Genomic DNA, 18546 nt, shown 5'->3' on the forward strand with positions numbered 1-18546 from the left:
CCCGCTATCACCCTGCGCGCTACTGTTGTATGTCATGGCACCTCTCCGACCCGATGCAGCTCGGGCGTGTCTCCGGACCCGATCGTGAGAACGGGCGCCGGAAGCCGTTCCGGGGAGGGAAACCCCGTGCCGATTCAGCCCCACCACCCGAGAAAAGGATGACCCACCTTGACTGACAACCGCGTCTCCACCGGGGGCGATGACCCGAACAAGGTCGCGCTCGTTGGACTCACCTTCGACGATGTCCTGCTGATCCCGGACTCCTCCGATGTGATCCCCAGTGAGGTGAACACCTCCTCCCAGCTCACACGCAACATCCGGCTGAACATTCCGCTGATCTCGGCCGCGATGGACACGGTCACGGAAGCGCGCATGGCCATCGCCATGGCACGGCAGGGTGGCATGGGTGTCCTGCACCGCAACCTGTCGGTGGAGGACCAGGCCCAGCAGGTCGAGATGGTGAAGCGCTCCGAGTCCGGAATGGTCACCGACCCGGTCACCTGCACCCCGGACATGACGATCGGTGAGGTGGACGCCCTGTGCGCCCGCTACCGCATCTCCGGCCTCCCCGTCATCGACGGGGACCGCAGGCTCGTGGGTATCTGCACGAACCGGGACATGCGCTTCGAGCGGGACTTCTCCCGGAAGGTCGCCGAGGTCATGACGGCCACGCCGCTCGTCGTGGCCAAGGAGGGCGTCGCCAAGGAGGACGCGCTCCAGCTGCTCAGCGCGAACAAGGTGGAGAAGCTCCCCATCGTCGACGACGAGGGGCGTCTGGTCGGACTGATCACGGTCAAGGACTTCGTGAAGACGGAGAAGTACCCGGACTCATCCAAGGACGCGTCCGGACGTCTGCTCGTGGGCGCGGGCATCGGTACCGGTGACGATTCATGGGGCCGCGCCGCGGCACTCGTCGACGCAGGTGTCGACGTGCTGGTCGTGGACACCGCGCACGCCCACAACCGCGGCGTGCTGGAGATGGTGTCCCGGGTGAAGAAGGAGTTCGGACACAAGGTCGACGTCATCGGAGGCAACCTCGCGACCCGCGCCGCGGCGCAGGCCATGATCGACGCCGGTGCTGACGCCATCAAGGTCGGCATCGGGCCCGGCTCCATCTGCACCACCCGCGTCGTCGCCGGTGTCGGTGCGCCGCAGATCACCGCGATCATGGAGGCCGCCGTGCCCGCGAAGGCCGCCGGTGTGCCGATCATCGCCGACGGCGGCATGCAGTTCTCCGGTGACATCGCCAAGGCACTGACCGCCGGCGCGTCCACCGTGATGCTCGGCTCGCTGCTCGCCGGCACCTCGGAGGCGCCCGGTGAGACGGTCGTCGTCAACGGCAAGCAGTACAAGATGTACCGCGGCATGGGTTCCCTCGGCGCGATGCAGGGCCGTGGCCTGAGCGGCGAGAAGCGTTCCTTCTCCAAGGACCGCTACTTCCAGGCCGACGTCAAGAGCGAGGAGAAGCTCGTCCCCGAGGGCATCGAGGGGCGCGTCCCGTTCCGCGGTTCGATCGACGCGATCACCCACCAGCTCGTCGGCGGACTCCGGGCCGCGATGGGCTACACCGGTTCCGCGTCCATCGAGGACCTGCAGCGCGCCCGGTTCGTCCAGATCACCGCCGCCGGTCTGCGGGAATCCCACCCGCACGACATCCAGATGACGGTCGAAGCACCCAACTACTACCAGCGCTGAACCCCGGCCGCCCGGCCCCGGTCGGGCACACCACCCAAGGAGCACCACCACCATGCGTGACATCGTCGAAATCGGAATCGGGCGCGAGGCCCGCCGCAGCTACCGGCTGTCGGACATCCAGATCATCCCCTCCCGGCGCACCCGGTCCTCGAAGGACGTCGACACCAGCTGGCACATCGACGCCTACACCTTCGACAACCCCTTCATCTCCCACCCGACCGATGCCCTGGCCACCCCGGAGTTCATCATCGAGATGGGCCGCCAGGGCGGGCTCGGCGTCATCAACGCCGAGGGTCTGTGGGGTAGACAGACCGACCTCGAGGGAGCCGTCGAGCGTGTCCGGGACGCCATCAACGCCGAGATGTCCGGCCCCGAGTTCTACGGTTCCGAGGCGACCCGTGTCCTGCAGGAACTGCACGCGGCCCCGATCGACGAGGATCTGCTCACCGCCCGCATCGCCGAGGTCCGTGCCTCCGGCACCACCGTCGCCGTCCGGGTCACCCCGCAGCACGCCCGGGAACTCGCCTCCGTCGTGATCAAGGCGGGTGCCGAGCTGCTGTTCATCCAGGGCACGATGATCTCCGCCGAGCACGTGGCCACTGGTGGGGAACCGCTGAACCTCAAGGAATTCATCGGCTCCCTCGACGTACCGGTCATCGCCGGCGGTGTCGCGGACTACACCACCGCGCTGCACCTCATGCGGACCGGCGCGGCCGGTGTCATCGTCGGTGGCGGCGCGAGCACCAACGACGTGGCTCTGGGCATCGGTTGTCCGATGGCCACGGCCATCGCCGACGCCGCCGCGGCCCGCCGCGACTACCTCGATGAGACGGGCGGGCGTTACGTGCACATCATCGCCGACGGGGAGATCGAGACCTCCGGGGACGCGGCGACCGCCATCGCCTGCGGTGCGGACGGTGTCATTCTCGGGCATCCGCTGGCCAAGGCGCGGGAGGCCGCTGCGAAGGGCTGCTACTGGCCCCATTCCGCGGCGCATCCGCGGTTCCCCCGGGGCATCGTCGAGCCGTCCTGGGTGGACGTCACGTTCGCCGCGGAGCTGAATGGGCCGGACTCCGGCAGTGTCGACGCCACGGAGAACGCCCCCACCCTGGAGACCGTGCTCCACGGCCCGTCCACCGATCCGCACGGCATGCTCAACTACGTCGGCGGACTGCGCCGGGCGATGGCCAAGTGCGGCTACACCGACCTGAAGAGCTTCCAGCGGGTACAGCTCAGCGTCTCCGCCGGCTTCGGTTTCTGAGTTCCCCGATTCCCCGTGCCCGGGCGGGTCGTTCCGGGCGCGGGACGGGTCGGCGGGTGCGGTAAAGTACGTCCCGTGACTGACTCAAAGCAAGCTACCGCAACGAACCACCGCCCGGTGCTCGTCGTCGATTTCGGCGCCCAGTACGCGCAGCTGATCGCCCGCCGGGTGCGTGAGGCACGGATCTACTCCGAGGTCGTCCCGCACACCGCCACCGTCGAGGAGATCAGGGCCAAGAACCCCGCCGCGCTGGTGCTCTCCGGTGGACCGTCCTCGGTCTACGCGGAGGGCGCGCCGGAGCTGCGCCCCGAGCTGCTCGACCTGGGGATTCCGGTGTTCGGTATCTGCTACGGCTTCCAGGCCATGACCCACGCTCTCGGGGGCACCGTGGCCAACACCGGGGACCGCGAGTACGGGCGCACCGATCTCAACGTCAACGGCGGCGTCCTGCACGACGGCCTTGAGGCGACCCACAAGGTGTGGATGAGCCACGGCGACGCCGTGCACGCCGCACCCGAGGGATTCACCGTCACCGCGTCCTCCGCCGGCGCACCGGTCGCCGCCTTCGAGTGCGCGGAACGGTCCATGGCCGGTGTCCAGTACCACCCCGAGGTCCTGCACTCCCCGCACGGCCAGGAGGTGCTGACCCGGTTCCTCACCGAGATCGCCGGGATCGAGCAGAACTGGACCGCGGCGAACATCGCCGACGAGCTCGTCGAGGCGGTCCGCGCGCAGATCGGACCGGAGGGGCGTGCGATCTGCGGACTGTCCGGTGGCGTCGACTCCGCCGTCGCCGCGGCACTGGTGCAGCGCGCCATCGGTGACCGGCTGACGTGCGTGTTCGTGGACCACGGTCTGCTGCGTGCCGGGGAGCGGGAACAGGTCGAGCGGGACTTCGTCGCCGCGACCGGCGCGAAGCTGGTCACCGTCCACGAGCAGGACGCCTTCCTGTCGAAGCTGGCCGGTGTCACCGACCCCGAGGCGAAGCGCAAGGCCATCGGCGCGGAGTTCATCCGTTCCTTCGAGCGCGCCGTCGCGGGTGTCCTCGAGTCCGCCCCCGAGGGATCCTCGGTGGACTTCCTGGTACAGGGCACCCTCTACCCGGACGTCGTCGAGTCCGGGGGCGGCTCCGGTACCGCGAACATCAAGAGCCACCACAACGTCGGTGGCCTGCCCGACGACGTCGAGTTCGAGCTCGTCGAGCCGCTCCGCCTGCTGTTCAAGGACGAGGTCCGTGCGGTCGGGCGGCAGCTCGGCCTGCCACAGGAGATCGTCAGCCGTCAACCCTTCCCGGGTCCGGGACTGGGTATCCGCATCATCGGTGAGGTCACCGCCGAGCGACTGGAGACGCTGCGCGCCGCGGACCTCATCGCCCGGACCGAGCTCACCGCCGCGGGCCTGGACGAGGAGATCTGGCAGTGCCCCGTGGTGCTGCTCGCCGACGTCCGTTCCGTCGGTGTCCAGGGCGACGGACGCACCTACGGGCATCCGGTCGTGCTGCGCCCCGTGTCCTCCGAGGACGCGATGACCGCCGACTGGACCCGCATCCCCTACGACGTCCTGGAGCGCATCTCCACGCGCATCACCAACGAGGTCGCCGACGTCAACCGCGTCGTGCTCGACTGCACCTCGAAGCCCCCGGGAACGATCGAGTGGGAGTAGATTCCGCTCCCGTTTAGTGAGGAAGGCCCCGCACACCGTGTGCGGGGCCTTCCTCCTGTCTCCGGCCGGGGATCACTCGCAGGCGACGCCGTCGCCGTCGCGGTCGAGTTTCCGGCTGTACCCGGCGCTGCCCTCGTAGAGCGGGGCAGCGCCTGCCGCACGGGCCTCCCGGCAGTTCGAGAAGTGCGTGGACGCGGCGCGGGCTGGCGCCGGTGCGGGAGCGGGAGCGAGGAAGCCCTGCATCTGGGTGTTGGCCTCCGGCTCAGGCGCTGGCGCCGGTTCCCGCGACTCCGTGACCGTCGTCGTCTCGGTGACGGTCTCGGTCTCCGTGCTTGTCTCGGTCCGGACCTCGGTGGTGCTCACAGTGGTGGTTTCCGTGACCGTCACCCGGTCTCCCGTGTCCTCCCCGGCCGGCTCCTCCGGGTCATCGCAGGCGGTGAGCAGACCCAACGACAGGACGGCTCCGAGGGCGAGGGACGTGATCCGCGCGATACGTGCGGGTCCGGACCTGTGCTGGGGTGACATGGTTTTCCTCGATTCGGGTGGCTGAACGGTGCGGTGGGGATCCTGGGAAGGCCCGGAGAAACTCTCAGTTCTCCACGGTAGGTGATGCCGACCGGGTGATCTGCCGTATTCCGGTCATGCACCGCATCCGGGGGTACAGGATCCGCAGCTTTCGGCCCGGGCACCGCAAAACGACCCCGCGGACGGAGGAATCCGGCCTGGGTTACTGTGGGGGAAACACCACCGTCCGAGGTGGTCAGCTCTGCGTCCGGGCGCCGGATGGTCGGTCATGGCCCGGGCGGTACCCGTCGAAGAATAGGTGGCAGTCAACGTGGACAGGAATCCCGCACGTATCGTCCTCCCCGGTGTGATCAGTGCTCTGATCGCGGTCGTCGTGATGATCTTCATGCTCCTGGTGGTCGAAGGTGGCTCGATCGCCACCGCGATGCGGCTGGGGTATTCCGGGCCGACGCTCCAGGCGACGGCCACCGGTGCCGGCGACCTCGATCCGGAGGAGCAGGTGGAGCTGCAGCGGAAGATCGCCGATCTGGCGGATTCCCGGGGCATGTCGGTGCTGGCCTCCTCCAGCGGCGGTACCGGGGCGTTCGCGGTGCACGATCCGGACGGTCGCTTCCACGTCGCGGGCCTGGACGAGCTGGATGCGGAACTGGGGAAGGACCGCACCCTGATCTCCACCGCCCTGCCGGATCCCTCCGGGGAGTCGGCGCGCACACCGGTGCTGTCGGCGTCGCAGGAGCGGAGATTCCTCCATGAGACGGTGTTCAGCACGCCTCTGGATCACCCGATCGCGGGGACGTTCCCCGCCGGTGCCCTGGTGGGCAAGACCCCGGTCGTGGCGCTGCAGGGCTTCGAGGTCCCGGGGCCCCGGGACACGTGGCTGTTCGCCGGTGACGGGGCACCCGAGAGCGCCGGCGCCGTCGGGGATGTTCTCCGGTCCGCCGGTCTCGATGATGTGGAGACGACCGTGGCGCTGCCCCGTTCCGGCAGTGACTTCGCCGGTTCCACGTTCGGGAAGTTCAGTGTCGCGACGATGCTGCTCCTGCTCGCCGTGGGCGGCGCTCTCAGTGTGACTCAGCTACGCCGTGTCGACGGCCGGGCAGGGCTGATCCGGTTCGCTTCCGTGCTCGCCGCGGGTGCCGGGGCCGGGGTGCTCGCGGTGTGGCTGGTGTACCTCGTCAGACTCAGTGCGACGACGCTCGTCGGTTTCGGGACGGTGTTCACCGTCGGGCTGCTGTCTCTGCTGTTGTGCGCCGTGATCTGGGCGGTGATCATGGGGGCCGTCCTGATCATCCCCGCGAAGATCTCCCTCGGCGACCTCGGGAAGGGGAGAGCTGTGGTGGACCGGAGGCGTGGTCTGCCCGGGGACCTGGCGTCTGTTCCGGGATGGGCGGTGCTCTGTGTCGTCGGTGGTCTCGTCCTCGGTATGGCGCTCACCTTCGCGACAGCGCGCAGTGGCGGGGAGATGCGGGAGCTGGGGGTCGCGGCGAATGAACCGGACGGGCCCGTCAGCGTGCTGCGGACGTCCGACGTCGATCCCGAATTCCAGGCCCGGATGGAGGAGATTTCGAAGGCGTTCGAGGTACGCCCCGATCTGCTGGTGCTCGCCGGGGAGATGGAGGAGAATCCGGGTCTCACCGCGCAGATCCCTGTCGCCGATGACAGGGTCCTGCTCATCGTCGGGCTGCCGGAGTCGATCCCGGCCACCGGCCAGCTCCGCCAGGGGGTCGCCGTGGTGTGGGGGGACGCGGAGACCGTCACCGATTCCGCTGTCACCGATGGCCTCACCGTCATCCGGGAGGGGAACGATCCTGCGGCGGTGTCGATGCTGGACGGCACCGGTGCGCCGAACCGTCCGGACAACCGGCCCATCGTGGCCCTCACCCCGCGGGACTTCTCGGTTCTCGCCCCCGATCTGCTCCCGGGGACACGCGAACTCGCCGAATCCGTCACGTGCCTCTGTGACCCGGATGAACTCATCGGGACGGCGTTTGCCCTCACCGGCCTGGTGGGGGATCAGGAGTCGGGTGATCGTGTCTACCCCATAGCGCGTGACGGTGTGTACACCGATGTCCAGCGGTCCTCGGCCACGGCGGCCCTGTTGACCGCGTTGCTGTTCGCGGTGGCCCTCTCCGTGTTCTACCTGCTGACACTCACCGCCGGGGCCCGGATGTGGGAACGCCGTCGTGCCGACTACGCGGCGGACCGGGACGCGGGGGTCAGTGGTTTCGTGCTGCACCTGCGTCGTCAGTTGTTCACCGCCGTGCTCATCACGGTTCCCGTCGCCGTCGGTTTCCTGGTGGCCTACCGGCAGATCGCGGGCGGTGATCCCGCCCCCACGCTGTACGGTGCACAGCTCGCGGGAGCGTGGATCGCTGTGCTCGTCGCCCATCTGCTGGTCGGGTCCCCGGGATTCGTGCGGGTCAGGGAGCTGCTCCGCACGGAGGACGGTGACCCGGATGCCGACCGCGCCGACCGGGACCGCGGCACCTGGTCCGACGGTCTGCGGGAACGGTTCCGGGCCGTCCTCCGGGGCGGGAGTGAACCCGCCGGTCACTCGGTGTAGACCACGACCTTGCCCACGCCGTTCGACACGTCGAGGGTGAGTCGTTCGCCCTCGGCACCGGGGTTGTAGTCACCCGGTGTGCACACCAACTTGCCGACGCCGTTCGAGCAGTTCAGTGTGACCGGCACATCGGTCGGCAACCACAAGACGGTCTTGCCCACGCCGTTGGACACGTCCACCTTCCGGCTCTCGGTCAGCGGCTGCAGTCCACGCAGATCCAGTTCGGTTTTCCCGACACCGTTGTCCACGTCGGACGGGAGAGTGTCTCCGGACGTCGGGGCGATGCGGGTCGATGCGGTGTCACCCCCGACCCTGAAGTTGATCCTGGGGGTACCGCTCGCCGTGACGCTCAGGGCCACGACGGTACCGATTCCCAGGATCAGCGCGGATTTGCGCAGACCTCCCCGGGAGAGCATCCCCACGCCGATCCCGGTTCCCCCGATGAGTGCCCCGACGCAGAACGTCCAGGCCACAGAGGGAACGGTGAGGGCGAAGAACGCCGTACCGACACCGAGCGCGATCAGTCCGATCCCGCCCGCCGCTCCGATCACGAGTGCGATGATCCCGCCCGCGGTGATCCACCGGCTCCTGGCGGGTGGCGGAGCCGGGACGGGACCCGGTTCCGGGAGGTTCCACAGCTCGGGTACCGTGCCCAGCGGATCCCAGTCGGGCGGCACCGGCTGTGCGTCCGGAATGTCGTAGCCCTCGGCGGGCTTCAGGTGCACGAGACCCGGATTCGGTGAGACCCTCATCCCGTTGTCTCCGGGTTCCGGTGACCGGGGGCCGGTGGTGCCGTCCGCTCCGTTACCGGTGGTGTCGGGGGAGATGACGAGCAGTCCCTCCGGGGGGTCCGGCTGCCGGTTGTGCAGCAGCCACCATGCGGCGAAGCCTGCGAGTGCCGTGAGCAGCGTCGACGAGGACAACACGTCGGAGGAACTGGCGGGCCAGGCGACCAGCAGCATGACGATGATCAGCGTGTAGCCGAGTGAACGTTCGCTCTTCAACCTGGGGTCGGAGCCCGCCCGGCTGATCGCCTCCACCGGGGACACCGGGACGGACCAGCGCGGCATGATGAGCCACGCCAGGAGATAGAGCAGCACTCCACCACCGCACAGGGCCGCGACGGTGAAGGCGACACGGATGAGAGTGGGATCGACGTTGTAACGGGTACCGATCCCCTCGCAGACACCGGCGATCTTTCCGTTTCCACCCTGGTCGGAGGGGATGCGGGGCGGACGGGTCGCCCACATCTGACGCAGCGTGTCGCTGATGTCTCGGGTACCGGGGGCCATGGGGGGAGGTGTGTTGTCCATGTCTTCATTCTGATCCCCGTGACGGTGGTGGCACATCAGGGACCACCCTGAATATCGGGAAATCAGGGTGGTCCCCGATGCCCCCTGAGGGGACCGGTGCGATCATTGGGATCATGGCGACGCCCCCTGCTCCGGCCCAGACACCACCACGCCCCTATCCCCGCTTCACCCGGATCCGTCAGGGGCGCGTCATCGGGGGAGTGGCCACAGGGCTGTCCCGGCACCTCGGGGTCGATGTGCGGGTCGTGCGGCTGCTGCTCGCCCTCAGCTGCCTGCTCAGTGGTGCCGGGGTGCTCTGCTACGCGCTGATCTGGGTGCTGTTCAGCCAGACCGACGGTGTTCCGGCCCCCGGATCACCGGACGGGGCGCCGGAGGCGTCACGGACGGATCATCTCCTGGTCGTGCTCGCCGTCGTCGGGGCACTGACGGCCTTTGCCCTGGTGGCCGGGTCGACGGCGGTGAGATGGTGGCCGCTTCTGATCATCGGGCTGGGAGCCGTCATCGTCTGGCGCACCTATGACCGCGGCATGGATTTCTCGGAGCTGCGCGGTGGGGTTCCCACGCTCCTGGCCGGCGGGACGCTCGTGCTCACCGGGATCGTTCTCGTGCTGGTGAACTGGGAGAATCGGCAGGCCTTCGGGACGACCCTCATGGCGGTGCTGCTCACCCTCGCGGGGGTCGCGGTTCTCGGCGTGCCGCTCGGATTGAAGATGTGGGAGGAGCTTACCCTGGAACGCGCGGAACGCCTCGCGGCCGCCGAACGCGCCGAGATCGCCTCCCGACTGCACGATTCGGTCCTGCAGACACTCGCGCTGATCCAGAAGCGCGCCGGGGAGGACACGGAGATCGCCGCACTCGCGCGCAGTCAGGAACGCGAGCTCCGGCAGTGGCTGTTCGGCCAGCAGGAGAACTCCGCGGCAGGTGCCGCCACCACCGTGTTCGCCGCGCTGAAACTCGCGTGCGGGGAGGTCGAGGACACCTACTCCGTCCGGATCTCACCGGTCACCGTAGGCGCGGACGGTCCCCTCACCGAGACCACCCGGGCGGTCGCCCTCGCGGCCCGGGAAGCGATGGTCAACGCAGCCCGGCACTCCGGGGTGCGGGACATCGACGTCTACGCCGAGAATCTCGCCGGGGAACTGTCCGTCTACGTCCGGGACCGGGGCTGCGGATTCGACCCGGAGAAGATTCCGGACGGACACCACGGACTGACGGAATCGGTGCGGGGCCGGGTCACCCGCGCCGGCGGCACCGTGCAGATCAGATCCGCCCCCGGGGACGGTACCGAGGTCATACTCCGCGTACCCGTCGACGGGTAATCTCAGGGGTGGGCAGGCATGACAGGCGAGGTGGATGGAGCGGACATGATCACGGTGTTTCTGGTGGATGACCACTCGGTGTTCCGCGCGGGGGTACGGGCGGAACTGGCCGGGGCGGTGGACATCGTCGGGGAAGCGGGCACCGTGGCCGAGGCGGTCGAAGGGATCATCTCGACGACCCCTGACGTCGTGCTGCTCGACGTCCACATGCCGGACGGCGGTGGATGCGCGGTGATCCGGGAGGTCCGCAACCGGTGCCCGGACACGGTGTTCCTCGCGTTGTCCGTGTCTGACGCCGCGGAGGACGTGATCGCCGTGATCCGTGAGGGGGCACGCGGCTACGTGACCAAGACGATCTCCGGAGAGGCGCTCGCTGACGCGGTGCGCCGGGTCCGGGACGGGGACGCGGTGTTCTCCCCGCGGCTCGCCGGATTCGTCCTCGACGCCTTCTGTGCGCCGGACGCCGGAGCCGGCGCCGGCGTGGTGGATGCGCCTGAGGCGGACGCCGCCGTCGAGAGGCAGTAGTCGGTACCGCAGGCGGATCCGATCGTTGACGCGCTCACCCGACGGGAACTCGAGGTCCTGCGCCTGCTCGCCCGCGGCTACACCTACCGGGAGATCGGCGCGGAGCTGTTCATCTCGGTCAAGACGGTGGAGACCCACGCCTCGAACATCCTGCGCAAGACCCAGCAGTCCAACCGGCACGCACTGACCCGGTGGGCGCAGTCCCATCAGCTGGACTGACGAAACCTCCTTCCACCTGCGTTGACCGGGAATCATCCGGATCCGGCTTGAAATCGCCTTCCGGGTCGAGTTGACTGAGGGCGTGAATGGCACACACGTTCGAATCAGTGGCGGTGTGGTCCGCGCACCCGATCTCTCCGGGCTGGACCGCCCGGAACGTGTCCGTGCCCTGAAGGCCGCTCTCGCGACGCTGGACGGCGGGGCGTCCCCCGTGACCGCGGCCGACCTCCGTTCCGCGTCCGTGCCCGGTACGACACCCGGAGGGAGACACCGTTCCCTGCCGGCCGCCGGGAAAACCGGTGCGGCCGGTGTCACCGCGCATTCCGTGGTCCCGGTCCCCGGGGTGCTCGCCGACTGCCTGCCCGGGGGCGGACTCCCGCGCCGCGCGATCACCGCGGCTGCGGACTGCCCGGCGTTCATCATCGAACTCCTCGCCGCGGCGACAGGGGGCGGTTCCCACGTGGCCGTGGTCGGCTGGCCGGAGCTGCTGCTCACCGGCGTCGCCGAAGCCGGTGGGGACCTCGACTCGATCGTGGTCGTCCCGGACCCCGGGGACCGACCCTTCGCCGTCACCGGCATGCTCGTCGAGGGAATGGACATGGTCGTCCACCGCAGCGCCGAGAACGTACAGATCAATGCCACGCAGGCCCGACCGTTGCTCGCCAGGGTCCGGCGGGGGACCGCAGCCCTTCTCGTCGTCGGGGCCCGGTTCCCGGCACCCGCGGTACGGATCGGTGCGGACGTCACGGCCTATCACGGCGTCGGTGCCGGTTCAGGTCGGATCAGGGGGTTTGATGTCTCCCTGGAGATTGCGACGAAAGGGACACCGCCGCGGGAGGTGCTGCTGCGGGTGGGGCGGAATCCGGGCACTGATGATGTGCCGGTGGGCGCCCTCCGGGTGCCCCGGATTCCCGATCTGCGGGTGGTCCGGACGGGATGAGCGGGAACCGGATTCTGGCGCTGTGGTTTCCCGACTGGCCCGTCCAGGCGGCTGTGCTCGCCGGTGATGCGTCCGACGACAGCGGTCCGGTCGCCGTCGCGGGATCGGGTCCGATGCGGGGTGTGGTGAAGGTCTGCGGGGAACCCGCCCGACAGGCCGGTGTGCGCCGTGGAATGAGGCTGCGACGGGCCCGCGAGGTCTGTCCGCCGCTGACGCTGATCGACGACGTCCCGGACCGTGACGCGCGGGTGTTCGAGCAGGTGCTCGCCGGGGTGGATGATGTCTCCGCGTCCGTCGAGGTGCTGCGCCCCGGGTTGCTCATAGTCGATGCGGCCGCGGCGGCGAGGTACCACGGCGGTGAGGACACCGCGGCCCAGCGGCTCATCGACGCGGCGGCGCTCGCCGGTGTGGACTGCTTCGCCGGGATCGCCGACGAGATCGCCACCGCAGTCATCGCCGCACGCGTGGGGGCGGTGGTCCCGGAGGGTGGCTCCGCCGCGTTCCTGGCCCCACTGTCGCTCCGGCTGGCCGTTGCGGAGGAGGCACTCGGCTGTGCCCCGGCCACCGTGGAGACCTTCGTGGAACTCGGGGTGGAGACGTTCGGGAAACTCGCGGCACTCCCGCTGTCGGCGGTGATGACCCGGTTCGGTGTCGCCGGGGCGGCCCTGCACCGACTGTCCCGCGCCGAGGCCGTCCGGGGGATCGCCCCCGTACTCCCGACGACCCCACTCGCGGTGAGTCAGGAACCGGACGTTCCCGTGGCCCGGGTCGATGAGGCCGCGTTCCTGGCGCGCACGCTGGCCACGCGACTGCACCTGCTGCTGGCTGATGCGGGCCTGTGTTGTCGACGGCTGAAGGTACGGGCCACGATCCTCATGGACGGGCGGGAGAGCGTGCTCGAGCGGATCTGGCGGACCCGGGAACCGCTCACCGAGCAGTCGACGGCGGAGCGGGTGCGGTGGCAGCTTGACGGCTGGCTCACGGCCAGGTCGATGGATCCGGGGGAGGGGACCCCGGATTCCGGGATCATCCGGCTGACACTCGATCCGGTGGAGGTCACCACCCCGGAGGGGGCGGGACTGTGGGACACCGGGACCGCGGCTGACGGGGCCGCGAGACGGGTGATCGCCCGCGTGCAGTCGGTGCTGGGGGTGGACGCGGTTCTCCGTCCGCAGGCCACCGGGGGGCGGAGCCCGGTGGATCGTGTCGAGCTCGTCCCGGTGGGGGAGGACCGCGGACCGGTCCGCGGTGATTCCAGATGGTCCGGTGCACTGCCCGGTCCACACCCGGCCAGACGTGGGGGAGGACCGACGCACCCTGCGTCCCGGGTGCGGCTCCTCGACGCCGGAGATCACCCGGTGCAGGTCACCGCTGAGGTTCTGCTCGACCGTACACCGCACACGGTGTGTCGGGGCACGGCCCGGTACCGGGTCACCGGCTGGGCCGGACCGTGGCCGGTGGATGAACGGTGGTGGGACCCGGATACCGGATTCAGGTGTGCGCGCATGCAGATCACAGCCGAAGACGCTGCGGAACGGGACGGTTCCGGGCGTCAGGCGTGGTTGCTCGTGTGGCTGGCGGGGCGGTGGCTCATCGAGGCTAGTTACCGCTGACCGGCCTTCCTAGCCCTGCAGTATGTCGATGACCAGCCGGGAGGGGTTCTCCAGGGTCTGGACGGAGTAGGGGTGCCTGCCACCGTTGACACCGATGACGAACTGGGTGCGGCCCTCGAAGCTTCCGCTTGAGGTCACCCCGGCCACGATCGGACCCGGTCCCATGGTGGTGCCGATCTGGGGTGGTTCTATACCGAGAGTGAAGGGATAGGTGGTGCCGTCGATGTTGACCTCGATCGCGGAGTCTCCCGGGAACTCGATCGGGAAACCGCTGCCCTGCTGGACCGGGCGGTCGTTGTAGTCGATGAACCAGCCGGGGGATCCCTCGCCGGTGAGATCGAAGACCACACGGTCGAAGCCTGCGTGCGTTCCCAGGCGCACTCCGGTGACCACGAGCTGGGAACTCGGTTCCGGGCGCAGCGTCTTCATCGTGGTGTCGGCGTCACCCAGCGGGGTCAGTCCCGCGTCGGCACGGGTTGTCCCGGTGGCGTCCGTCGTCTCCCGGGCGTTCGGGGAGGATGTCTTCGTCATGGTGGAGGTGACGGTGCCCACCGCGGTGACGGGGTCGACCGAACGATCGTCGCCGTCAGTGGTGGCGCAGGCGGACAGTGCGAGTGCGCTGGCCACCCCGAGCACCCCGACGGTGCGTCGCGGCGAGAATTTCACAGGCGGGAGTGTCATGGCTTCACGGTAACTGTCGTCGGGCTGTCGGCGAAAGTCCTCGGCTGAATTGTGCGTGATCGTGAGAGAATTGTTGTGAAAACACCCCCCGCGCGTTGACTCGGAGCCGCCCACCCGCATGTGCCCGGTCAGGCCGCGGTTATTCTGGGCGCATGAGTTCCAGAACGGATTCCGGTCGCCCCCCGAGGTGCTCCGACGTTCACGGTGAGCCGTTGCCGGGAACCGCCAAGAAAGGCACCACCTATCTCATCGTCGAGCATTCCCACGGGTGGGGACGGGATGTTCTCGACGGAGACGCCCTCGGCGAGGAGCTCGCAGGCCGGATCCGGGAATTCGTGGCGGCTGCCGGTGCCGCGTTCCACCTGATCCGCCGCCCCGGCCGTGCCGTCCGGGAAGGCACGGCGACCCGGGCCTACCTGATCTTCACATCATCGCCCGACCCGGACGCCCCGGCCCCGACGATCGAGGCCTACAACCTGCAGGGCGGAATCGAGGACATCTTCGTCCTGGATCTGAGCGGACCGGGACGCAACACTGCGCTGGGGGCGCGCCCGGTTCCCCACCCCCTGGTGCTCGTCTGCACGCACGGCAAGCGGGATCTGTGCTGTGCGGTGAAGGGGCGACCGATGGCGAGCGCCATGCGCGCCGCGGCGTCCTCGATGGACGCCCTTCTCCGCAGGGGAACCACGGAACCCTGTTCCGTCGACGACACCGGGAGAGCGTCCGATGCCGACGAGTCAACTGATGTGGTGTGGGAGTCCTCGCACACCGGCGGGCACAGGTTCGCACCGTCGATGATTCTCCTGCCCTGGGGCTACTCCTACGGCCGGATCGGCACGGACCAGGGGATGGCGATGCTGGCGACCCTGGCGCGTGATGAGCTGCCGTTGCCCGGTCTACGGGGCAGGGGCTGCTACGACGGGCCCGGGCAGGCCGCCGAGGTGCACGTGGCCGCGGAGCTGTCCGCGAGGGGACTTCCGGTGTCGCCGGGTGAACTCGCCGTGTTCGGGTGCGGGGATTCCGGTGCGGACACCGTGCGGCGCACCGTCACCCGCCCCGACGGGGGCCGTTGGTCCGTGGAACTCCGGCACCTGGATCTTCCTCCGGTCCTGAAGTCCTGCGGTAAGGAACCTGCTGCGACCGACACCTGGGAAGTGGTCGGATTCCGGAGTCTGGATCAGGGAGCGTGAATCAGCTGATCATCCGCAGGTCGGGGGCTGACACGACTGAGCTGCCCCCGGTCGATGTGCTGCTCATCGTCGATTCCGGATATCCGTTCCACATCGGTGGTGTCGGGACCGTTGTCGATCAGCTGTTGGCGGGGAACCCGGAACTGAGCTTCGGGATCGTGCACCTCTGCCTGACCGAACCGGAAACGGACTGCTACGGGGTGCCGACGTCGGTCCGCTGGATCGATGTGCTGTCGCTGGTCGACACCGCAGCCGGTCACCGCCCGGTTGCCGGACCGGTGGAACAGCTCCCCGCACTGCTGGAGACCGTCGCCACCGGCGACGCGGACGCGCTGGACCGGGTGCTCGGCTACCTGGCCGACGACGTATCCGGCGGAGGGTATTCAGCCCCGGTGCTCGTCGATGCGCTCGCCTCCCACTGGTCCGTGACGGGGGCTGCACGGGTGGCGGTCGGGGTGCTCGTGGATGTGGTGCTGCGGCTTTCCGCGCGGAAGTACCCCGTGACCGGTGTGGTCCACGTGCAGTCCGCGAGGTGGGCGGGTGCACTCGGGGTGCTGGTCGCGTCCCGGACCGGAGCACCGCTCGTGGTCAGTGAGCACTCCCTGACTGTCGAGGACGCTGCGCGGGATCTCGGCGGGGTGCACTCCGCCGATCCGGTGTGGTTGCGCTGGTACCGCGGGTTGGCGGTGGCGGTCCACGGCGCCGCTGATGCGTCGGTGTTTCTGTCCGGTCGGGCGGCGGAACGGGCCAGGGGGTTCGGTTGCCGGCCGCGACTGACCAGGATCGTGCCCAACGGTACACACGGGGTGGAGGGACTCGCCCGGATAACGCCGTTCGTGCGCTTTCTGTCCAGGGCCTTCATCCCCGCACGCCGGAACAGGTTGCTGTGTCTCGCCCGGGTCGTGCCGGACAAGGGCATCGAGATTCTCGTGGCGGCGGTCGCACGATTGGCCGCTGACGGGAGGAAGGTCACCGTCGACGTCATCGGGCCGCTGGATGACCCGGACCTCGTCGCCCGGTGCCGGAAAAGTGCGGAACAGGCTGGTGTCGCGGACATGGTCAGGTTCAGGGGTGCGGTCGCCCCCCGTCGGCTCAGTTCCGTGATCTGCAGATATGACGCACTCGTCCTGCCGAGTCTGGGGGAGGGACAGCCGTTGGCGGTCCTCGAGGCCATGACGTGCGGTGTCCCCGTGGTCGCCACCGACGTCGGTGACGTCGCGGATCTGGTCGCAGGTCCCGGCCACCGGCCCGCGGGGCCCGTCGTGCCGCCCGGATCCGTGACGGACCTGGCGGACGCGCTGGAGACGCTGACCGCGGGTGGTGCCCGGTATCGGGCCTGGACCAGGGCAGCCCGCCGCAGGGGAGCTGGGCACCCGGCCACCCGGACCGTGACCGCATACCGGGACGTGTGGCGGGAGGTGGGCATCAAGGTCCCGGAAACACGGGTACCTTCGCCGGATGAGGCGCCGCGCCATCGTCCGGTGGTTCTGCGGGAGGTCTCCGGCCCGGGAACCGCGGCCTCCGGAGCACCCGGAGTGTCGACCGCACGCCACCTGTTCGGTACCGGCTACAACCGTCCCCATCGAGGAGAACACCAGTGAAACCACGTCCCAGACTCGCCTGGATCCGTTACGGTGGTCCGCTACCGGAGGAACAGATCGCGACGGCCGCCGGACGCTACCGGGCGGTGATCCTCCAGCCCTGGGAGACCCGCTTCGCGGAACAGCTCAAGGCCCACAACAGTGACATGACCGTCCTCGCCTACCAGTGCCTTTCGTCGATACGCACCTATGAACCGGGCCCCGTCTACAGTTCCGGGCTTCCACCGGCAACAGCCCGGGACCTCGATACCTGCGCCCGGAGACTCGACGGCTCCCTCATCGAGTGGGCGCGGTATCCGGGCCATCTCCAGCAGCGGGTCTGGGAGCCCCGATACCGCGAAGCCTGGGTGGAATCGGTGGTGTCGAACTTCCGGGACTCCCCGTTCGACGGGGTGATGGCCGACAATGATGTGTTCGACGACTACTACGGGTTGTGTCCGCCGCTGGAGGACGGCGTCGGGCTGCCGGAGATCCGCTCGGCACTCGATCAGCTGGTGTCCGCCGCGGGGCGGGCGTTGAACGACGTGGGCAAGGTTCTCGTCCCCAACATCGCCGAATCCCGACGAGAGGAAGGGAGGTGGCGACGGCACAGTCGTCACGGTGGTGGACTGGAGGAGTGCTGGATGGCGTGGGGAACATCCGATGTGGAGCGGCTGGACCTGCCTGCGGTTCTCGCGCAGGTGGAGAGCCTGAATGCCCCGGGGCTAACGATCGCCCGGACCCCGGGGACGGGATATCCCGGGGACCCCCACCTGACTCTCGCCCTGGCCGCGGCATGGGTGTTCGCGCCGACGTCGGATATTGCGGTCACCGCGACGAGCCATGACGGATACGATGCGGCCCCGTGGACGGAACTGGTGGAACTTGATCTGGGCGAGCCGGCTCCAGAGGGGGTGATCCAGCTGGGGAAAGGCGTATACGGGAGGCGACTATCCCGTGGCCATGCTGTTATCAACCTGTGTCCTGATCGGGTTCATCTGGAGCCCAGGTGGGGAGGAGTCGTCCTTGATCCATGGCGTGGGATCGTTTGCTCTGATCATTAATCGAAGAAAAGAGTGAGCTAAACCTCTTTTCTGATCTGTAAAACTCACTACGTTCACGCATTGGTAACTCATTTGGGGGCTGTTTCGGGCGGTATTATTAGGTGGAGGATATAAAATACGCAATCGTGACCTTACCGATACCTTACAAGTAATAAAATACCCCTATGGCTAATTATGTTAGCCATAGGGGTGTGTTCATTTTCCCGTCAGCACGGAGCACCTTCAACAAGTTCGTTTCGGAGAGCTAACCGCAGGTCGCGAGCTTTATGTGTATGAGTATTGCCCACAAACGTTCGTGGGCAATATAAAGATTCTGCTGATGTGTCCCGGGGGTGCCTCCCGGGACACGGACATTGCGTGGCCGGAATCTATCGGCATAGATGGTGGAACAGGGCA

The 18546-nt window shown here is 68.5% G+C and carries 13 protein-coding genes and 1 pseudogene; 11 read left to right on the forward strand and 3 right to left on the reverse strand.

Annotated features, from left to right (window positions below; translation table 11 throughout):
• Positions 1-168: 168 nt before the first annotated feature.
• The 3 genes from guaB (at position 169) to guaA (ending at position 4618) form a co-directional block, all read left to right on the forward strand.
• A complete protein-coding gene (guaB, locus tag JDV75_RS06750) occupies positions 169-1695 on the forward strand; it encodes an IMP dehydrogenase (RefSeq protein ID WP_198738505.1) in 1527 nt (508 codons plus the stop codon).
• Positions 1696-1747: 52 nt separating this feature from the next.
• Positions 1748-2956, forward strand: a complete 1209-nt coding sequence (locus tag JDV75_RS06755) for a GuaB3 family IMP dehydrogenase-related protein (protein WP_198738506.1) — start codon at positions 1748-1750, stop codon at positions 2954-2956.
• A gap of 75 nt (positions 2957-3031) precedes the next feature.
• Complete coding sequence (gene guaA / locus JDV75_RS06760; RefSeq protein ID WP_198738507.1) at positions 3032-4618, forward strand: glutamine-hydrolyzing GMP synthase; 1587 nt, start codon at positions 3032-3034, stop codon at positions 4616-4618.
• Positions 4619-4690: 72 nt separating this feature from the next.
• Here the strand turns inward: guaA and JDV75_RS06765 are convergent, their stop codons facing one another.
• Positions 4691-5143: an excalibur calcium-binding domain-containing protein gene (locus JDV75_RS06765; protein ID WP_198738508.1), complete on the reverse strand. Its 453-nt coding sequence runs from the start codon at positions 5141-5143 to the stop codon at positions 4691-4693.
• 298 nt (positions 5144-5441) lie between these two features.
• On the opposite strand from JDV75_RS06765, the gene JDV75_RS06770 reads away from it, so the two are divergent.
• Entirely contained in the window at positions 5442-7706 is a 2265-nt protein-coding gene (locus tag JDV75_RS06770; RefSeq protein WP_198738509.1) for a hypothetical protein, read from the forward strand.
• Here JDV75_RS06770 and JDV75_RS06775 read toward each other — a convergent pair.
• Complete coding sequence (locus tag JDV75_RS06775) at positions 7694-9019, reverse strand: PspC domain-containing protein (RefSeq protein WP_198738510.1); 1326 nt, start codon at positions 9017-9019, stop codon at positions 7694-7696. The genes JDV75_RS06770 and JDV75_RS06775 overlap by 13 nt on opposite strands.
• A 113-nt stretch (positions 9020-9132) precedes the next feature.
• On the opposite strand from JDV75_RS06775, the gene JDV75_RS06780 reads away from it, so the two are divergent.
• The 4 genes and pseudogenes from JDV75_RS06780 to JDV75_RS06795 all read left to right on the forward strand — a co-directional run bounded on the left by JDV75_RS06780 (position 9133) and on the right by JDV75_RS06795 (position 13635).
• A complete protein-coding gene (locus JDV75_RS06780; RefSeq protein ID WP_198738511.1) occupies positions 9133-10338 on the forward strand; it encodes an ATP-binding protein in 1206 nt (401 codons plus the stop codon).
• Between the two features lie 48 nt (positions 10339-10386).
• A pseudogene (locus JDV75_RS06785) lies at positions 10387-11082 on the forward strand (response regulator).
• Positions 11083-11197: 115 nt separating this feature from the next.
• Positions 11198-12022 carry a hypothetical protein gene (locus JDV75_RS06790; protein ID WP_198738512.1) on the forward strand — a complete coding sequence of 275 codons (825 nt, stop codon included), beginning with the start codon at positions 11198-11200 and terminating at the stop codon, positions 12020-12022.
• The gene (locus JDV75_RS06795) at positions 12019-13635 is read left to right on the forward strand and encodes a Y-family DNA polymerase (RefSeq protein ID WP_198738513.1); all 1617 of its coding nucleotides are present in this window, start codon (positions 12019-12021) and stop codon (positions 13633-13635) included. The genes JDV75_RS06790 and JDV75_RS06795 overlap by 4 nt, the downstream gene beginning before the upstream one ends.
• 9 nt (positions 13636-13644) lie before the next feature.
• On the opposite strand, the gene JDV75_RS06800 is transcribed toward JDV75_RS06795, so the two are convergent.
• The gene (locus tag JDV75_RS06800; RefSeq protein WP_198738514.1) at positions 13645-14316 is read right to left on the reverse strand and encodes an AMIN-like domain-containing (lipo)protein; all 672 of its coding nucleotides are present in this window, start codon (positions 14314-14316) and stop codon (positions 13645-13647) included.
• Between the two features lie 152 nt (positions 14317-14468).
• Here JDV75_RS06800 and JDV75_RS06805 point away from each other — a divergent pair, with 152 nt between their 5' ends.
• From JDV75_RS06805 to JDV75_RS06815, 3 genes are read left to right on the forward strand one after another with little or no spacing between them, the layout of a single operon-like run.
• A complete protein-coding gene (locus JDV75_RS06805) occupies positions 14469-15506 on the forward strand; it encodes a sucrase ferredoxin (protein ID WP_198738515.1) in 1038 nt (345 codons plus the stop codon).
• Positions 15503-17107, forward strand: a complete 1605-nt coding sequence (locus tag JDV75_RS06810) for a glycosyltransferase (RefSeq protein ID WP_198738516.1) — start codon at positions 15503-15505, stop codon at positions 17105-17107. The genes JDV75_RS06805 and JDV75_RS06810 overlap by 4 nt, the downstream gene beginning before the upstream one ends.
• Positions 17104-18150, forward strand: a complete 1047-nt coding sequence (locus JDV75_RS06815; protein ID WP_198738517.1) for a putative glycoside hydrolase — start codon at positions 17104-17106, stop codon at positions 18148-18150. Before JDV75_RS06810 ends, JDV75_RS06815 begins: the two co-directional genes overlap by 4 nt.
• Positions 18151-18546 lie beyond the last annotated feature (396 nt).

Origin of the sequence: Corynebacterium meridianum (assembly GCF_016342265.1) — a bacterium.
GTDB lineage: Bacteria > Actinomycetota > Actinomycetes > Mycobacteriales > Mycobacteriaceae > Corynebacterium > Corynebacterium meridianum.

Bases quoted from the DNA above. Each gene is read 5' to 3' on its own strand.
- JDV75_RS06795 (WP_198738513.1), top strand. From the start codon at position 12,019: ATGAGCGGGAACCGGATTCTGGCGCTGTGGTTTCCCGACTGGCCCGTC.
- JDV75_RS06755 (WP_198738506.1), top strand. From the start codon at position 1,748: ATGCGTGACATCGTCGAAATCGGAATCGGGCGCGAGGCCCGCCGCAGC.
- JDV75_RS06765 (WP_198738508.1), bottom strand. From the start codon at position 5,143: ATGTCACCCCAGCACAGGTCCGGACCCGCACGTATCGCGCGGATCACG.
- JDV75_RS06800 (WP_198738514.1), bottom strand. From the start codon at position 14,316: ATGACACTCCCGCCTGTGAAATTCTCGCCGCGACGCACCGTCGGGGTG.
- JDV75_RS06775 (WP_198738510.1), bottom strand. From the start codon at position 9,019: ATGGACAACACACCTCCCCCCATGGCCCCCGGTACCCGAGACATCAGC.
- JDV75_RS06805 (WP_198738515.1), top strand. From the start codon at position 14,469: ATGAGTTCCAGAACGGATTCCGGTCGCCCCCCGAGGTGCTCCGACGTT.
- JDV75_RS06780 (WP_198738511.1), top strand. From the start codon at position 9,133: ATGGCGACGCCCCCTGCTCCGGCCCAGACACCACCACGCCCCTATCCC.